At 39.6% G+C, this 16214-nt stretch carries 17 protein-coding genes and 1 pseudogene; 13 read left to right on the top strand and 5 right to left on the bottom strand.

Annotated elements, in window-relative coordinates:
- Positions 1-14 precede the first annotated feature (14 nt).
- Complete coding sequence (locus tag ACWF5P_RS08125) at positions 15-170, top strand: DUF1540 domain-containing protein (protein ID WP_065310844.1); 156 nt, start codon at positions 15-17, stop codon at positions 168-170.
- Positions 171-500: 330 nt separating this feature from the next.
- On the opposite strand, the gene ACWF5P_RS08120 is transcribed toward ACWF5P_RS08125, so the two are convergent.
- Entirely contained in the window at positions 501-1142 is a 642-nt protein-coding gene (locus ACWF5P_RS08120; RefSeq protein ID WP_434168681.1) for a class I SAM-dependent methyltransferase, read from the bottom strand.
- Positions 1139-1474 carry a hypothetical protein gene (locus ACWF5P_RS08115; protein WP_452444765.1) on the bottom strand — a complete coding sequence of 112 codons (336 nt, stop codon included), beginning with the start codon at positions 1472-1474 and terminating at the stop codon, positions 1139-1141. Before ACWF5P_RS08115 ends, ACWF5P_RS08120 begins: the two co-directional genes overlap by 4 nt.
- Before the next feature lie 224 nt (positions 1475-1698).
- Between ACWF5P_RS08115 and ACWF5P_RS08110 the strand changes: the two genes are divergently transcribed.
- Positions 1699-1845: a hypothetical protein gene (locus tag ACWF5P_RS08110; protein ID WP_434168682.1), complete on the top strand. Its 147-nt coding sequence runs from the start codon at positions 1699-1701 to the stop codon at positions 1843-1845.
- A 61-nt stretch (positions 1846-1906) separates the two neighbouring features.
- Here the strand turns inward: ACWF5P_RS08110 and ACWF5P_RS08105 are convergent, their stop codons facing one another.
- Both ACWF5P_RS08105 and ACWF5P_RS08100 read right to left on the bottom strand, forming a co-directional pair.
- Positions 1907-2335 carry a MarR family winged helix-turn-helix transcriptional regulator gene (locus ACWF5P_RS08105; protein ID WP_101224365.1) on the bottom strand — a complete coding sequence of 143 codons (429 nt, stop codon included), beginning with the start codon at positions 2333-2335 and terminating at the stop codon, positions 1907-1909.
- 133 nt (positions 2336-2468) lie between these two features.
- Positions 2469-3560: pseudogene (locus tag ACWF5P_RS08100) on the bottom strand (low temperature requirement protein A).
- A gap of 245 nt (positions 3561-3805) precedes the next feature.
- On the opposite strand from ACWF5P_RS08100, the gene ACWF5P_RS08095 reads away from it, so the two are divergent.
- The 8 genes from ACWF5P_RS08095 (at position 3806) to ACWF5P_RS08060 (ending at position 11604) form a co-directional block, all read left to right on the top strand.
- Entirely contained in the window at positions 3806-4366 is a 561-nt protein-coding gene (locus ACWF5P_RS08095) for an NADPH-dependent FMN reductase (protein ID WP_101224363.1), read from the top strand.
- Between the two features lie 170 nt (positions 4367-4536).
- Entirely contained in the window at positions 4537-5178 is a 642-nt protein-coding gene (ycaC, locus tag ACWF5P_RS08090) for an isochorismate family cysteine hydrolase YcaC (RefSeq protein ID WP_101224362.1), read from the top strand.
- 520 nt (positions 5179-5698) lie between these two features.
- Positions 5699-6100: a hypothetical protein gene (locus ACWF5P_RS08085; protein WP_434168685.1), complete on the top strand. Its 402-nt coding sequence runs from the start codon at positions 5699-5701 to the stop codon at positions 6098-6100.
- 625 nt (positions 6101-6725) lie between these two features.
- A complete protein-coding gene (locus tag ACWF5P_RS08080) occupies positions 6726-8792 on the top strand; it encodes a PTS sugar transporter subunit IIA (RefSeq protein WP_434168686.1) in 2067 nt (688 codons plus the stop codon).
- Entirely contained in the window at positions 8789-9055 is a 267-nt protein-coding gene (locus tag ACWF5P_RS08075) for a PTS sugar transporter subunit IIB (RefSeq protein WP_048883162.1), read from the top strand. Before ACWF5P_RS08080 ends, ACWF5P_RS08075 begins: the two co-directional genes overlap by 4 nt.
- A 17-nt stretch (positions 9056-9072) precedes the next feature.
- Positions 9073-9339, top strand: a complete 267-nt coding sequence (locus ACWF5P_RS08070) for a PTS sugar transporter subunit IIB (RefSeq protein WP_133350448.1) — start codon at positions 9073-9075, stop codon at positions 9337-9339.
- A 31-nt stretch (positions 9340-9370) separates the two neighbouring features.
- Complete coding sequence (locus ACWF5P_RS08065; protein ID WP_434168687.1) at positions 9371-10639, top strand: PTS ascorbate transporter subunit IIC; 1269 nt, start codon at positions 9371-9373, stop codon at positions 10637-10639.
- 119 nt (positions 10640-10758) lie between these two features.
- Positions 10759-11604, top strand: coding sequence for a Cof-type HAD-IIB family hydrolase (locus tag ACWF5P_RS08060; RefSeq protein WP_434168688.1), 846 nt, complete (start codon positions 10759-10761; stop codon positions 11602-11604).
- A gap of 296 nt (positions 11605-11900) precedes the next feature.
- Here ACWF5P_RS08060 and ACWF5P_RS08055 read toward each other — a convergent pair whose 3' ends face one another.
- Positions 11901-12320, bottom strand: coding sequence for a hypothetical protein (locus tag ACWF5P_RS08055; RefSeq protein WP_452444764.1), 420 nt, complete (start codon positions 12318-12320; stop codon positions 11901-11903).
- A 620-nt stretch (positions 12321-12940) separates the two neighbouring features.
- Here ACWF5P_RS08055 and ACWF5P_RS08050 point away from each other — a divergent pair.
- The 3 genes from ACWF5P_RS08050 (at position 12941) to ACWF5P_RS08040 (ending at position 16210) form a co-directional block, all read left to right on the top strand.
- Positions 12941-13966 carry a LacI family DNA-binding transcriptional regulator gene (locus tag ACWF5P_RS08050; protein ID WP_101224356.1) on the top strand — a complete coding sequence of 342 codons (1026 nt, stop codon included), beginning with the start codon at positions 12941-12943 and terminating at the stop codon, positions 13964-13966.
- Between the two features lie 254 nt (positions 13967-14220).
- Complete coding sequence (locus tag ACWF5P_RS08045; protein WP_434168689.1) at positions 14221-14988, top strand: glucose 1-dehydrogenase; 768 nt, start codon at positions 14221-14223, stop codon at positions 14986-14988.
- A gap of 34 nt (positions 14989-15022) precedes the next feature.
- Positions 15023-16210 (top strand): iron-containing alcohol dehydrogenase, encoded by a 1188-nt coding sequence (locus tag ACWF5P_RS08040; RefSeq protein ID WP_101224354.1) that lies wholly within the window; start codon positions 15023-15025, stop codon positions 16208-16210.
- Positions 16211-16214 lie beyond the last annotated feature (4 nt).

The raw sequence follows: 16214 nt of genomic DNA, 5'->3' as shown, positions 1-16214 counted from the left end.
GGAGGTGTGATAAGATGGCAAAAGATGTTCTATGTGAAGTGAATAATTGTAAATATTGGGATTCTGGAAACAAATGCAGTGCAGATGCTATTTATGTTGTCAGCCATAAAGGGAACCAAGCATCAAATAGCAAAGAAACGGATTGCAAAACATTTGATCCAGAAATTTAAACAATCGGGGGTAACCATCAACTGGTTACCTTCTTTCATATTTATTATTGATAATAAAAATCATTTTCATTCAAGATTATAGAAATTCATATTATTTTTTCTTCATGGAATGGATATTTGGGCGATATATTTGAGAGTTTGATCGATAAAATCGTGAAATTGATCAATAAAATCGAAAGTTTGGTCGATATATACTTGAGATTGAGCGATATATCGAGAATTTGATTGATATATACGTGAATTTGAACGAAATACTCAAGAATTCGCACTATACTCGTGAGTTTGGGCAGTTTACTCGTGAATTAAGAAGTTTTACTCGTGAGTTTGCACTTACCCGAGAATTACTTTTGAAATAGTCAGTCCATCACCGATTGGAATTAGCATGGATTCCAATTGAGGGTGATTGGCCACCTTTTCATTGAATGCCTTCATAAATGCAGTGTAATGTTTAGGTTCAGCATCCGGATCTGCGACACTGCCCCTCGCAAGTACGTTATCCATGACGATTAAAGCACCCGGTTCTGCCAGTTTAATGCAATATTGCAGGTAATTTTCATAATTGTCCTTGTCAGCATCTATAAAGAAAAAATCAAATTTCCTGTTATCACGCTCAAGTTGTTCAAGGCTTTGCAGAGCTGCTCCGGTCATATATGATACTTGGTCGCCAAAGCCAGCTTTGGATAGATTGCGATAAGCTAACTTTGCGTATTCCTCCTTTAATTCAAGGGAGGTTAATTTTCCTTCGCTGCCGAATCCTCTGGCAAGGCAGATTCCGCTATACCCCCCAAGAGCGCCTATTTCCAATACATTTTTAGCTCCTGAAATGGATATAAGCATAGTAAGAAGTTTTCCGGATGAGGGGGATACCGATATGGACGGCATTCCGTTTTCTTGTATGGACGAAATGACTTCTTCCAAAAGGGCATCTCCGGAATAAAACACTGAGTCGATATAACTGTTAATTTGTTTCATTCGTTTCCATTCCTTTCCATTCCTTTCTCATTGGAAGTTTCCTTTTCTTCACTTTTCTTATCGGCTGCTTCATTTTCTTGTATTTCAAATAATTGAATGAACTCGTTGATTAACATATCAATTGCTTTCAATTCACCGACTAAGATTTGATTGATGGATTGAAACTCTGGTTTATCTAACTGTTCCATAATGGTTGAACGTTTAAGATTCATCATCTCTAAAAAAGCAATTGCCCTTCCGCGGCGAAACGTTTTGGGGCCACGATGGTGTGAACCATGGTCTTTATGCCTGCCACCGTGATGTCCATCTTTTTTGAATTTTTCATCTCTCATGTTATAACCTCTTTCTGTGTATACAAATGTATACACTTTCTCTTTTGTTTAATGTATACATTTGTATACAAAAAGTCAACTGATAATCGAATAGAATAATCAAAATGCAGTTAATAAAAAGTTTGTCTAAATTGTTATTTAGAGAGGAAAAAAGAGACTTACATTCAAAGATTTTTTTGAAAATAGACCGGTTTGTATAACCAAGGGCAATTGGGATACCGGTCATGGTTTCCCTATTCTCTGCGAAGCAAAATGGCTACTTGACTGATGTGGCAAATGATTTACCGGCAGCTGCCGCCTCAGGTTCATCACTTGTATTTAAAATTTGTTTGATTTTCGCCATCGTGAATGTGGTGCTTCATTGTTCATGAAAAAACCGAAGTAACAAAGATAAAAAAACAGATCACCATTCAAACGGGTGATCTGTTTTTATTATTTTTGAACTTTACTAAGTAAATCTAAAAGCTGTTGTTTTTCCGTCTCATTCAAGTTGGAAAACTGTGATGCCTGAAAATGCTCTTGTTTTGGAACGACTTCATGAAAAAACTCTTTTCCTTCATCAGTCAATGAAAGGTATTTTGTTTTCCATTCCTGCTCCCGTTTAATCAATCCCATTTCTTCCATTTTCCTTAATAGTTGAGTGATATTGCCTTTCGTCACAAAAAGCTTGTTTGCCAGTTCTTGCTGAGACAATCGTTCATGGGAACCCACTTGAACCAAGATATCGAATTGGGCTGCCGATAGATTCCATTTCTTTAAATGTTGATTGGATTCCCGGATACTCTGATTATATATTCGTGTGATTCGGAACCATAACATTAAACCTAGTCTTTCCTCATTATTAGATGTGAAGGGATGCATGAATGTCACCTCATACTTTCTTTGTCCCAATCAGTTTATGAATAAACTAATTAGGTGTCAAATGCAAAAATTTCCAACTTCTATACAAAGAAACCAGTATAATCTTACGTTACTGGTTTCTTTGATTTCTTTATTATGTAGTCGTTAGTTTAGCAAAGATAATAAAAAACAGTGTTAATTCTGCTATAATCACAATATTTGGTACACCGACAAACAAATTAAAAATAAAAAAGAGTGCTAAAATCCCTAAAAATAGCCCTAAATGATATATTTGCAACCGCTGGTGTTTGTGTCTATATTGGTGGAAAACAAAAGTGGTTGAAATGAAATAGAGCAATACGGAACCAAAAACAAAATAGAGGATGAATGAATAATGGACCTCATGTAAAAACAATAATCTGATGGCTGCTGCAATCATGCTTATAGACATTAAAATAAACAGATGTCCGTAAATGATGATCTGGCCGGAAGATTGTACAGACTTGTCGACTTTCTTCTCCATGTTATCAAAATATTGCCACCACATAGCTATTATCAGGGCAAATGATATGATGGAAAAGGCTATCGAATCCCAATTTCCTTGTTTAGGTTGAATTACCGCAAGAGTGCTGACAAGAGCTTCCCCAAAGAGAATGATGGTAAATAGACCAAAGCGCTCTAACAAGTGGGCCGTATTTGTAGGAACCTTTTCTAAGCACTTTCTTCCAAGGATCGGGACAATGATATCAATCAGAATACCCAGATACAACACAGCATACCGAAGCCAAGAATCAAAAAGGACGGAGAATAATGAAATGGCGATTCCAATCCAAAAATACCTTCCCAAAAAAAGTGCTGCCTTTTTTCTAAATCCCTTTTCAATCCGCTGTACAACAAGATATTGGATAGCAGTCACGGCTCTCAATCCAATATAACCAATTAAAAAAGAAACATAATAAGGATCAAAATCAGCAGATAAGCTTGATGTCATGATCAGGACAAAAAACATTTGCAATATCAAAAATAGCCGTTGATGAAATACATCCTTTCCAAACCGGTTAATAAATATGGTTTGCCCTACCCAAGCCCACCAGATAGGAATAAAAATCAATACGAACTTTAATTAATACTCTAGATGGATATAACCATCTTCAACATGCAGTAAAACATGAGTTGCGCCCGCAACGGCCGCCACAAATAACAAATCATAAAAGAGCTCTAACCATGTAACTTTTTTTTCATCCATCTCTGCACTCCTCCCAATCGCCTTATAGTTTATAGTATGTTGGAAATATTCAGAAAATGGAAGGGGGGTTCAATATAACTTTGGGGAAAGCAATTTAGAATTCATGATCCATTATAAGAAGTTCTATTTACCCAATATTAAGTTAAGCCAAATTCAGTAAATATGTAATTAGGAATAACGTCACTTTTTAAGTTTTGGTATTTTATGGTACTATAGGATATGATTTCAAACGGGGAGGGAAGTAGATGACCAGAACCATCGGCCTTATTTGTGGCAGTTTACGGGAAAATTCTTATAATCGAATCATTGCTCAATCATTGACAGATATGGTTGATTCGTATCAATTTCGCTGGATCGAAATTAATGATCTTCCGTTGTTTAACGAAGACTTAGAAATAAGTGGGGTTCCAGAAACAGTGGCATCATTTAAATCCGCCATCCAGGGCGTCGACGGTATCATTATCGTGAGTCCAGAGTACAATTCTGGAATACCAGGCGTATTAAAAAATGCATTGGACTGGGCATCAAGACCTCGGGAGTTCGCTGTTCTTACCAAAAAACCAGTTGGCCTGATTGGAGCTACTCCTGGTGGAATGGGAACTGCATTTGCTCAAATGCAAATCAGGCAAGTATTAGAAGCCATGCAAGTTCATGTTCTTCCATTTCAAAAAATGCTGATTTCGCAAGTACATAAAAAGATTGATCCTGATCGGAAAGTGCTTACTGACGATCAAACAAAACGTTATCTTGAGCGTTATTTACAACAATTCATACATTGGATCGATCACACTCCAATTATAGATTAACAATCAATGATTCTTAATCTATATATGATTGACAGGCTATGAGTTTATAGATAAACTAATAGCAACAGTCAGTTAAGTTATAAACTGACTGGGACCAACGAAGGAGTTGGGGGGATTTCCCTACATATGAACTTTCTTCGATAGCTTTTAATAAAAGGAGGACTTTAAAAATGTCTGATCTCTATTCCCGTCTTTCCAAAGATGATGCTGCCGTTCTTCTGGTGGATCATCAAACCGGTCTTATTTCCGGGCTAGTGCGTGATTATGGTGTTGATGAATTCAAGAACAATGTTATGGCTCTGGCCAATACAGCTAAGTTTTTTGATTTACCAGTCATTTTAACGACAAGCTTTGAAAACGGACCAAACGGACCGCTCATGCAAGAATTGGAAGAACTCTTTCCTCACGCACCAAAAATAGCTCGGCCTGGACAAATTAACGCATGGGATAATGAAGATTTTGTTAAAGCAATCGAAGAAACTGGAAAAAAACAACTTATTATCGCGGGAGTGGTTACAGATGTCTGTGTTGCTTTCCCGGCACTTTCCGCTTTAAAAGCTGGTTATGAAGTATTCGCTGTCACTGATGCTTCTGGAACAGTAAGCAAACAGGTAGCTGATGCGGCTTTAGCGCGTATGGCCCATGGCGGTGTGCAGCTTATGAACTGGTTTAGCGTAGCGTGCGAATTACAACGTGATTGGCGCAACGATGTCGAAGGTTTTGGTGCTTTACTTTCCAGCCAGCTTCCTGGTTATCAAAATATCATCGGAAGCTATAGGGGAGCTCAGCGCGACTTCAGCAAGCAGATTTAGATTGTGTCTTTATCCAAGTTGAATAAGGGAGGGGACATTATGTCCTTCCCAGTTTGTAAACAAAAAGGTTTCGGAATGTTCTCATTCCGAAACCTTTTTTATTTTTTACCGGATTTGAAGCGTTCTTAAACGCGTTTTATAAGCTGCAGCTTTCAAACAAAAAAAGAATGTACCATGATTATTTTTCAAAACCTTATTCATTTGAATAGTTAGAGGATACCCTTTGTAAAGTCTTCTTTTTGTTTATCGTTTTTTGAACCATTTTTTTATCATTATGCATTCTCCAATTAATAAACCTACTAGAACACAAGTAATGCCTATAAAATAATCTGGATTTTCAAATAAAATGTCTGCAAGTATTGTACCAATAAAAACCCCTAAAAGAATAATAATATATGATTTATATCTAAACCTTAGGTAATTAAACATGAAAATACAATTCCTCACTTTTTTAGTTTGTATATTACATATTATAGTCAAAATGTTTTGAATTTACAAATAAAATGAGGAGGTTTTACCTATGGTAAAAAAGATTTTAAGTCTATTTGTTACCTTTGCTATTACTTTTTCATTATTTTCAAGTAGTACTATAGCATTTGCTTCTCAAGAACATGAAAATGAAGAAATATTGTTTGAAGGAACTAGCGAGGAGCTTCACTTTAATAGTGTTGAGAACGATAACTTCATCATTTCAACAGTTACAGATGCAGAAGGGAATCAGATTACTGAAGTAAAGATTAATAAATTAACAAATCAGTTGGAAATTGATGGTGTGAATTTGTCTAAAGAAGAACAGATAGAACTTAATAATTATGTTGAATATGTTAATAATGAATATATTTCCGATAGTGAATACTTTGTCTCAGCAGAAAATGAAGTTCCAATTATAGAAATGGCCTCAGCTAATGCGTGCAAGTATTAAAGTCTGGGGACGTATTATGGAAGTTCAGCTGTACCTAAAATAGGTGTTTCAGCATTTGCAGCATATCTATCTACTATTACGAAAGCTCCTTACAATTCAGCTTTAGCAGCTGCAAGTGTTGTTGTTGGAGCTGTTCCAAATATATATTACTCTTTGAATGATGCTCAATGCACATCTGGTAAGTACTTATACAACAAAAGAACAGTGAAATTCTTTAAAGACAAGGCACGTAAAATACAAGTAGGAAAAACAAGTGTGAGTTATCAAAAAAGAGCTAAGTAAAATAGTAATCTGAAACATTACTTGTGATTTATAAACAGGTCCTGTTGGCATATTTCTTAATAGTTATAAAAAAGTGGTGGACGTTTAATCTCAAAACTTTCACCACTTTTTTTGTTTGTTTTAAAGAGTGTGTGCAATTTCATTTTAATACTGCATAATGCACTTTTAATTCACCCGCTTTTCTACAAGGCAGAATGGTAATTGACCTAACAAGGATGCAGTATTGTGCACAAATGTTTAAAGAGTATATTATTGTGCAGTACCGATGACAACATTCGGACTGAGAAACGCTACATTTTTAATAAGAAGTGAGATATCGTAGAAGCAGGGAGAGGGATTGAGAATGTTTTTAGATGAAAGAAGCGCCAATTTACTAAAACTATTACAGCATTCGCCCATTTCAAAAATGAAAGAGCTTGAAGCCCAAACAGGTCTGACGAGAAGGCAAATCCAATATGGATTGAGCAAAGCGAATGACTGGCTCCAATTTCATGGATATCAACCGATTCAATATAATCGTGAAATGGGCTACTCCTTTTCTGAAACAATCAGGGATGAAGAATTGAATGTAAAACTGACAAAACGCAATTATATATTTTCAGAGACAGATAGGGAAAAGGTTTTTTACCTCATGATCCTGTTAAGCCAAGAAGAATTATCCGTCTATCATTTCCAGACGATCACCGGGGTTTCGCGAAATACGGTGCTGAAGGATTTAAAAAGACTTAAAGAGAAAAACAGGGACATATCGCTCAAGATACAGTATTCCAAACAAGATGGCTACGTGGTGATTGGGGAAAGCCGAACAAAGAGATATATCATTGAACGTCTCGTGCATGATGTACTGAACAGTTCCAATAGTGATTGGATCATGGAGTGCATATGGGGAAATCATGAAAAGCAAATCAGCTCGATCCGGTTACAGCTTGAAAGGGCTGAACTTAAATTGGGCATCACCTTTACGGATGAACGGCTTCATGAACTGAGCTATTTATTTCTATGTACAGATCAGCTCATAGGAAAAGGGGAAGAGTTACAGGCCGACCAGAGCTGGGCGCCGTTTGTTGCGACGGAAGAATACAAACTGGTTGAGGAGATGACCAGGACGAATGCCTTTCAATCAGTATGGAGCGAAACGGAAAACTTATACGCAGCCTTACATTTATTGAGCATGAATCGAACGAAGGATATTTCCCCTCTTAAGGATGATGAAGTCATTCAACACTTATTGCAGGAAATCGTGGAAGAGTTCGAGAGGCTGGCATTTGTTCACCTGAAAGACAAAGAGCAGCTATGCCAGCAATTATACGTTCATTTTAAACCTGCATATTATCGCCTGCGGTATGGTCTCCCGCAAATGAATCCGATGGCGGGACGGGTGCAGAAGGTATATCCCGAACTGCATCATTTGACAAAAAAATCCCTGTGGGTGTTGGAGAAAGAGGTTGGCTGTCCAGTATCGGAAGAAGAAGTGGCCTATTTCACGATCTATTTTGGCGGCTGGCTGCGCAGGCAAGGAACAACATTGGATGATCGAAAACGGGCGATTGTCGTATGCCCGAATGGTATCGGCATCAGCAATATCCTCATTTATACATTGAGGGAATTATTTCCTGATATTTTGTTCCTGGATGTTTTGTCCGTTAGGAATGCGGCTGAATACCCGCTGTCGTACGATCTTGTTTTCTCGACGGTGCATATGAGAACAAAAGCGGCATTATTCGTTGTACCGCCGATTTTGGAAATGCAGGACAAACATACATTGCGCCAGCAGGTCATGCAGGAATTGTATGGATATACGAGTGAAACTGTGGATGTTGCAGCTTTATTAAAGATCATTTCCAAGTATGCAACCATCCATGAACAGGATCAGCTTGAAAAGGCTTTGAAGTCGAATGTGTATACCCATACACCAAAAATAACCCAATTTTCTTTAAAGGAGGCAGAGAAGCCTGTGTTAGAAGAACTGCTCAATATGCAAACAATCCAATTACAGCAGCAAGTTTCCGATTGGAAAGGAGCCATTCAAGTCGCGGCCAAGCCTCTCGTGGACTTAGGTACCGTCGAAGAACGATATGTGGATGCCATGATCGAGGCCATAGAAACGAATGGACCATATGTAGTGATAACGCCTGGAGTGGCGATTCCCCATGCACGTCCGGAGCAGGGGGTCAGGTCTTTATCCATGAGTTTGCTGAAATTGGAGCAAGCCGTGGACTTTGCGCCGGATAAACCGGTCCGCCTGATTATCATTTTGGCGGCCGTAGATAACGATTCGCATCTGCGGGCATTGATCCAGCTCACTCAATTATTGAATGAGCCGGCCAATATAGAAGAAATCTTAAGCACTTCAGATAAATCGGTCCTTATGGAGTACGTTCATAAATATTCGAAGGAGGAAGCGGAATGAAAATCATGGTAGTATGCGGAAACGGATTGGGAAGCAGCTTCATCATGGAGATGAATGTGAAGAAAGCATTGACGGAAATGGGGAAGACGGCCGAGGTGGATCATACGGATCTGGCATCCGCAAAAACGGTTCAGGCTGATATTTTCCTGGGAGCGGCAGATATTGTCGGTCAGCTGGATGATGGAACCCGGACGATCGTCACACTGGAGAACATGATGAGCATCCCTGAAATCAAATCTAAATTGGAAATGCACGTAGGATAAAAAAAGGAGAGATTGATATGAAGAAAATCATGGTAGTATGCGGTAATGGATTGGGAAGCAGTTTCATCATGGAGATGAATGTGAAGAAAGCATTGACGGAAATGGGGAAGGCAGCCGAGGTGGATCATACGGATCTGGCATCCGCAAAAACGGTTCAGGCTGATATTTTCCTGGGAGCGGCGGATATTGTCGGTCAGCTGGATGATGGAACCCGGACGATCGTTACTCTGGAAAACATGATGAGCATTCCTGAAATCACATCGAAATTGGCTTCACATCTATAAGAAGAAAACATAAAGAAGAGGGGGAGAGGCAATGCTGGAACTTATCATGAATGACATCTTGGGTACACCTTCCATACTTGTGGGGCTGTTTGCCCTCATTGGACTGCTGTTACAGCGGAAATCCAGTGCGGATGTCGTATCTGGAACGCTAAAAACCGTCATGGGCTTCATTATCATCGGAGCGGGAGCGGCAGTGCTCATTGGCGCCCTTGATATATTCAGTAAAATGTTCGATCATGCATTCAACGTACAAGGCGTCATACCGAATAACGAAGCCATTGTCGCAGCCGCCCAAAGTGATTTTGGGACTTCGACTGCACTTATTATGGTATTTGGGATGGTTGTCAATGTTTTACTTGCTCGTTTCACGCCATTTAAATATATATTTTTAACGGGACACCATACCTTATTCATGGCTTGTTTACTTGCAGTCACCCTATCCGTCGGCGGGCTCAGCGGATTTCCGCTTATCTTGGTCGGCTCCATTCTATTAGGAGTATGCATGGTGTTGTTCCCAGCCCTCCTTCAGCCATACGTACGGAACATTACCGGCAGCGATGATTTTGCCATCGGCCATTTCGGGACAATCGGATATTTCGTATCCGCGACTGTGGGAAAATGGTTTGGAAATAAGGAAAAAACGACAGAACAAATCAAGGTTCCCAAGTCTTTAGGATTCCTGAGGGACACATCGGTCGCTGTATCGCTTACGATGACGATGTTCTTCGTGATCGTCGCATTGTTTGCCGGGCAGAACTATATTGAAACGGAATTATCCGGCGGTTCGAACTTCATCGTATTCTCTTTCATCCAGGCGATAACATTTGCTGCAGGAGTCTACATCATCCTTGCAGGAGTACGGATGTTAATTGCTGAAATCGTCCCTGCATTTAAAGGGATTGCCGATAAAGTGGCACCGAATACAAAACCTGCATTGGACTGTCCGACCATCTTTCCATTCGCTCCAAATGCAGTGATCATCGGGTTTCTATTCAGTTTCTTGGCTGGACTATTATCCATGTTCCTCCTTCCGGTACTTGGATTGAAAGTAATCGTTCCAGGGCTCGTACCGCATTTCTTCACCGGAGCTGCAGCTGGTGTTTTCGGAAATGCCACGGGCGGCAGACGCGGAGCGATGCTTGGATCGTTTGCCAACGGACTCATCATCAGTTTCCTGCCGGCAATACTCCTGGTCTTCTTGGGGGATGTAGGGTTTGAAGGCACCACATTTGGTGATTCGGACTTCGGTGTGGTAGGTCTCTTGATCCTGAGTGTCATGAAACTTTTAGGATTATCCTAAACTGTTATACTGATAAGGTACAGAAATAAAAATATATGAATGAAACCAACAGCCTAAGATCTTATAGATAATGGGCTGTTGGCATTTTCATCATCATTCTGATTTTTGAGGTGATTGGCATGGCGAACAAAGCAATTGTGCTCGATTTGGATGGCACGACATTGAACGAAAGAAATACTGTGAATGAGACGCTGGAACAATACATAGGCGAACTTAGGGAAAGCGGTAAGCTGATTTTCATTGCAACAGGAAGAACGCTGGAAGAGGTGAGGGACGTTTTGCCGGCCGGCATGGAGGCTGATGGAATGGTCACCGCCAATGGAATGTCCGTATTCATCGGAAAGGAACAGATTGTCGAACACGCCCTGTCGACGGAACTTGTCGAAGAATTGGTCGCCAAAGCAGGAGCGGAAGAGATTTTTTACGAAGTTCATCCGAACGAAGGCACACGGATGGCATTACTTAAAGATAAAGACTATATGGTTAAACAAGGTTTGATACCAAAACCTGAGACAGTCGATGAAAATGAATGGCTATCAAGACAGGATGCAGTCGAAGACAAAATAAGATGGTCAGAACAACTGGATATAAAGAGCGTCGCCAAGATCTACTTTTTCAGCAATGAAATGAATACGATTCGAAAATGGAAAGCGGAGTTGGGGGAAATCAAGCAGTACAATGCCTTTACCACAGCTTCCTCGACCCATCATAATGTAGAAGTGACCGTGGAAGGCATCACAAAAGCAACAGGCGTTCAACTGCTGCTGAAACATTTTCAGCTAGCACCCGAAAATATCCTGGCAGTAGGCGATGGCGAAAATGACCTCCCGCTATTTAAACTCGCCGGACATTGCGTTGCCATGAAAAACGCCACTGACCTTGTCAAAGAACAAGCCGATGAAGTGACGGAGTATTCATATCGAGAAGATGGACTGTATCGCTTTTTAAAGGCTAAGTTTCACTGAAACCTGGAAGGGCGAGTGCCTTACGTTCCAAACAACGTGTAAGTTTTGACAACTTAATTATGTCTACAAAAGGGGTTCGGAATGGTATCATTCCGGACCTTGATATTAAACAAGATTCCTTAATGGTTTAAAACTGTTTTATGAAACCCTCAAAGGATGGAAGAAATTTGCGACACTCCTGCCGAATAACTGGCTAGCCGAGACCCCACAGACGCTTGCGTCGAGGAAGCTTGGCAGACAGTCGGCGGAAAGGAAGCGGATTTCTGAAATCAACGCCGAACGTTTTTTATTTACTTCTACCTAATTTTAACAGTATCGGTATGAGTTTTACCATTATGTTCCCAAACTACGGACACAACTGTGCCTTTTGATGGCTTAGGTCCTAAGGAAAAATCATCTGAAAAAGGATGCAGAACAGTAATTTCGCCATCTTCCGCCCTTCCTTCTTCAAAACTATCGATACGTGTTTTAACTTTATCATTTACTTCAACTACAAGGGCTTTTACAGTTGCATTATCGTTATTTCTTTGTTTTAAATGACCTTCCCATCCATATGGTTCGCTGGGATCTATATTTTTCGAATAAGTTACCTTCCACATCCCATTGTCTGAAGTTCCCGATATTACGATACTTGAGTAATACCAATAAACGCAGGCTACAATGAGAGCTAACGGTATTATAATTTTCAAATATTTATTTCTAATCATATAACCCAATGCTTCCTCCAAATACTTGTTTTATCTATATTTTAACATATTACGGAAAAAATAAGATTTATTATACAAATCATTTTGCTTACTTGTTTACACATATGAATTCAATGGATTGAAGAAATTTGCGACATCCCTGCCGAATAAATGGCTAGCCAAGGTCGCTTGGCAGAAAGTAGGCGGAAAGGGAGCGGATTTCTAAAATCAACTGGAACGTGTTTTAATTTGTCTATATTCTAGAAGTTACAGCAGTTTGTAGACAACAGGAGATCCATCTAAGTTTTTAAGCAAAGTTGATTGGAACGGTAGGTACGAGACTCCCGTGGAAAGCGAGTACCCTACGTTCCACTTAATTAATATCGAGCTTGTCTCCAGTCTGAAGCCAATCTTAAAGATCGGCTCTTTTTCCTATAGGATAAGAAAAGCTACAAAAGCTGCTTCATTCACTTTATTTTCCGAAAATTTTAACCTCACACAATCCAAAACCCAAAACTGTTCCATAACTGGAAGTAAAATTTTAAATATTATGATATATTAAAGGGAAATCATAATGTTTATTTTGTATAAATACGTTATTTTAGTTTCCTAGGATAACAATTACTAGACGTAGAAAGGATTAATGAAGCATGAAGAGAGTGACGACAGAAGATGTGGCAAAAATAGCGGGTGTTTCGCAATCGACCGTTTCCAGGGTGTTGAATGATTACCCCTATATTAAGAAAAACACGCGTGACAAGGTTCTTGCTGTCATTAATGAACTGGGATTTACAAGGGATGAAATAGCGAGAAGCCTCGTTGAAAAAAGAACCAAATCAATAGGGTTGATATTGGGTAGCATTTCAAATCCATTCTTTGCCGAAACGGCGGAAGTCATCATAGAAAGGGCACAAGAATTAAAATATGATGTCATCGTTTACAACACGGGGCATAAAGATGAAAACTTGGAACAAGCCATTAATTTGCTGATTGGTAAAAGGGTAGAGGGAATCATTCTTACAAGCGTTAGTAAAAATTATACTGAAAAAATTAAGAAGTTACATGATAATGGATTTCCCGTATTATTATATAATAGTTTCCTCGATATCAAGGACGTTAATTTTATCGTAATGGACAATAATAAAGGTGCCAGGCTCGCTGTTCAGCATCTAATAAAATTAGGACATAAAAAAATTGCGAAAATATCCGGTCCATCCAAATACTTGGCAACATATGAGCGAACGGTAGGTTATAAAGAAGAGCTGATGGAGAACGGATATGAGATTGATGAAGGTTTGATTTTCAATAGCGAATTTTCCTATGACAAGATTTATTCATTTACAAAAAAACTGCTGAAAAAGAAGGACAGGCCGACTGCAATCATTGCCGCATCCGATCAGATGGCTCTCGCAGTCTTAGATGCAGCTTCAAGTCTGAATTTGAAAATCCCTGCTGATTTATCCGTTGTTGGGTTTGATAATATAAGATTGTCCTCTAATGAATTTATAGGGCTGACCACAGTATCTCAACAAATGGATCAAATGTCCTTAACAGCTTTGGAAAAACTAATCTTTCTCATCGAAAATAAAGAAACATCATCTTCATCTATACAAATTTTTCTTAAGCCTGAATTGATGGTCCGTAAAACAACAGGGCCTGCCCCCATGCAAGACTAAGGGTAAAGGCAGGTTTTGGGTTGGGCCTTAAGTGTATTTTTTATTAACACTCCTTATAAAGAAATCGGTCACTTTTAATATATAAATTAAAGTTTTTTAGACTTAATATTATTTTTACTATTTACAAAAGTCAGAAAGTTGTTTATATTGTAATTTGTAATCGCTAACAAGTATTTTGCATCATTTTGAATACGTATTCAAAATCAAAATGCAAAATAAAAAATCGCCTCGATGAGGTAAAGATAGGTGATAGATTGGATATAAATCATTTATTTAATTTAAGCGGTAAAGTGGCTATCATAACAGGCGCAAGTAAAGGAATCGGTAAAGACTTAGCCCATTTGCTTGCGCAGGCCGGAGCCGATATAGCGATAGTTGCCCGCAATAAAGAGCAACTCGAAGAAGCTGCACATGAAATTGGGCAAACCGGTGCAAATGTTTTACCCGTTTCATTTGACTTAACAAAGGTTGAGGAAACGGCGGATGTAATGGAAGGGATATACAAACACTTCGGTAAGATTGATATTTTAATAAATAATGCAGGAATTAACGTGGCAAAGCCAGCTGAAGTGCTGACATCGCAAGATTGGGATACAGTACTGGACATTAATTTAAAAAGTGTATTTTTTACGAGCCAAGCTGCAGGGAAGTATATGATCGACCAAAAAAAAGGCAAAATCATAAATATGTCTTCGCAAATGGCATTCGTCGGTTATTACAAAAGGGCTGCATACTCCTCCAGTAAAGGCGGAATTACACAGCTGACAAAAGCGCTTGCGATAGAATGGGCACCATATCAGGTCAATGTCAATGCCATTGCTCCAACTTTCATTGAAACACCGATGACCAAGCCGATGTTTGAAGATGAAACGTTCAAAACTGAAGTATTGAGCAGAATTCCGCTTGGCAGACTTGCTAAAACGGAGGATTTATTTGGCGGCGTGGTCTATCTGGCATCGGATTGTTCAGATATGATGACAGGTCAAACATTGGTGGTTGATGGCGGTTGGACTGTCTGGTGAGTTTTTTGAATACGTATTCAAAGGAGGGGTAATCATGTCTATTGCTCAAAATATAATCCAAGATTTTCGAATGCCGACAGTTTTCCGGGTTGGTGTTGGGGCATTTACGACGTTAGTAAAGGAAATCGAAGAGCTGGGAGCCAAGAAGGTTGCGATTGTAAGTGACAAGGGTCTGGAAAAAGTTGGCGTTGTTCAAAAAGTGTTGGATCATATTAAGCCTCTATCCGTACCAACCATTACATATACGGAGATTTCGGGAGAGCCGACGTTTCAGCTATTGAAGGAGGCCGTACTAACGCTGGATGCCGAAAAATGTGATGTAATCATCGGAATCGGCGGGGGAAGTGCGCTGGATGTAGCAAAAGCAACAGCAGCTTTATGCGGGAAAGACGATATAACAAGTTATCTAAACGGTGAAAAAGTGGTGAAATCGAGAACGGTTAAATGCATTCTTTTGCCGACAACTTCAGGAACAGGTTCGGAAGTGACGATGAATGCCATTTTCGGTGATGAAGAGCAGCAAGTAAAAAGAGGGATCGTAAGCCCGGTATTCCTTCCGGATGTAGCGATCATCGATCCGGAATTGACCATTTCCTGCCCGGCACGAGTTACTGCGGCATCAGGAGTGGACGCCTTTACACATGCCATCGAATCTTATATTGCCATCAAGGCTACACCGCTTACGAAAGTTTATTCAGAGAAAGCAATGAAACTATTTCCTTCGAACATTACGAAAGCTGTCCATAACGGAAATGATTTGGCTGCACGGACAGGAATGAGCTGGGTAAGTTCATTAGCGGGTGTGGCTCTAGCAAATGCAGGGGTTGGGGCGGTTCATGCACTGGCCTATCCGCTAGGCGGTAAATATCATATTGAGCATGGTGTCGCAAATGCCCTTTTAATGCCATTCGTTTTCGAAGTGATTGGGAAAACATGCACGGAAGAAATGATGGAGGTAGCGTCCTTTTTACAGCTGGGTGATTTCAAATCACAGCCAAGCGAAGCATTGAAGGCAGTTGTTGATTATATGTATCAGCTTCTGGAGGATCTTGATTTACCTACATCGTTATCAGAACTTGGGATTGAAGAGGACTCATTACCGATGCTGGCGGAACAGGCGGCCAAAATTGATCGCTTGCTATCGAACACTCCTTATAAGCTAAATGAACAAAAGATTCTCGGAATCTATCAAAGCGCCTTTAAAGGAAGGGTGGGAAACTGACTTG

The sequence above is a fragment of the Peribacillus sp. NPDC055009 genome (assembly GCF_053608705.1).
This window is presented reverse-complemented; position numbering and strand designations above follow the sequence as displayed.

Bases quoted from the DNA above. Each gene is read 5' to 3' on its own strand.
- ACWF5P_RS08125 (WP_065310844.1), top strand. From the start codon at position 15: ATGGCAAAAGATGTTCTATGTGAAGTGAATAATTGTAAATATTGGGAT.
- ACWF5P_RS08120 (WP_434168681.1), bottom strand. From the start codon at position 1,142: ATGAAACAAATTAACAGTTATATCGACTCAGTGTTTTATTCCGGAGAT.
- ACWF5P_RS08115 (WP_452444765.1), bottom strand. From the start codon at position 1,474: ATGAGAGATGAAAAATTCAAAAAAGATGGACATCACGGTGGCAGGCAT.
- ACWF5P_RS08110 (WP_434168682.1), top strand. From the start codon at position 1,699: ATGGTTTCCCTATTCTCTGCGAAGCAAAATGGCTACTTGACTGATGTG.
- ACWF5P_RS08105 (WP_101224365.1), bottom strand. From the start codon at position 2,335: ATGCATCCCTTCACATCTAATAATGAGGAAAGACTAGGTTTAATGTTA.
- ACWF5P_RS08095 (WP_101224363.1), top strand. From the start codon at position 3,806: ATGACCAGAACCATCGGCCTTATTTGTGGCAGTTTACGGGAAAATTCT.
- ycaC (WP_101224362.1), top strand. From the start codon at position 4,537: ATGTCTGATCTCTATTCCCGTCTTTCCAAAGATGATGCTGCCGTTCTT.
- ACWF5P_RS08085 (WP_434168685.1), top strand. From the start codon at position 5,699: ATGGTAAAAAAGATTTTAAGTCTATTTGTTACCTTTGCTATTACTTTT.
- ACWF5P_RS08080 (WP_434168686.1), top strand. From the start codon at position 6,726: ATGTTTTTAGATGAAAGAAGCGCCAATTTACTAAAACTATTACAGCAT.
- ACWF5P_RS08075 (WP_048883162.1), top strand. From the start codon at position 8,789: ATGAAAATCATGGTAGTATGCGGAAACGGATTGGGAAGCAGCTTCATC.
- ACWF5P_RS08070 (WP_133350448.1), top strand. From the start codon at position 9,073: ATGAAGAAAATCATGGTAGTATGCGGTAATGGATTGGGAAGCAGTTTC.
- ACWF5P_RS08065 (WP_434168687.1), top strand. From the start codon at position 9,371: ATGCTGGAACTTATCATGAATGACATCTTGGGTACACCTTCCATACTT.
- ACWF5P_RS08060 (WP_434168688.1), top strand. From the start codon at position 10,759: ATGGCGAACAAAGCAATTGTGCTCGATTTGGATGGCACGACATTGAAC.
- ACWF5P_RS08050 (WP_101224356.1), top strand. From the start codon at position 12,941: ATGAAGAGAGTGACGACAGAAGATGTGGCAAAAATAGCGGGTGTTTCG.
- ACWF5P_RS08040 (WP_101224354.1), top strand. From the start codon at position 15,023: ATGTCTATTGCTCAAAATATAATCCAAGATTTTCGAATGCCGACAGTT.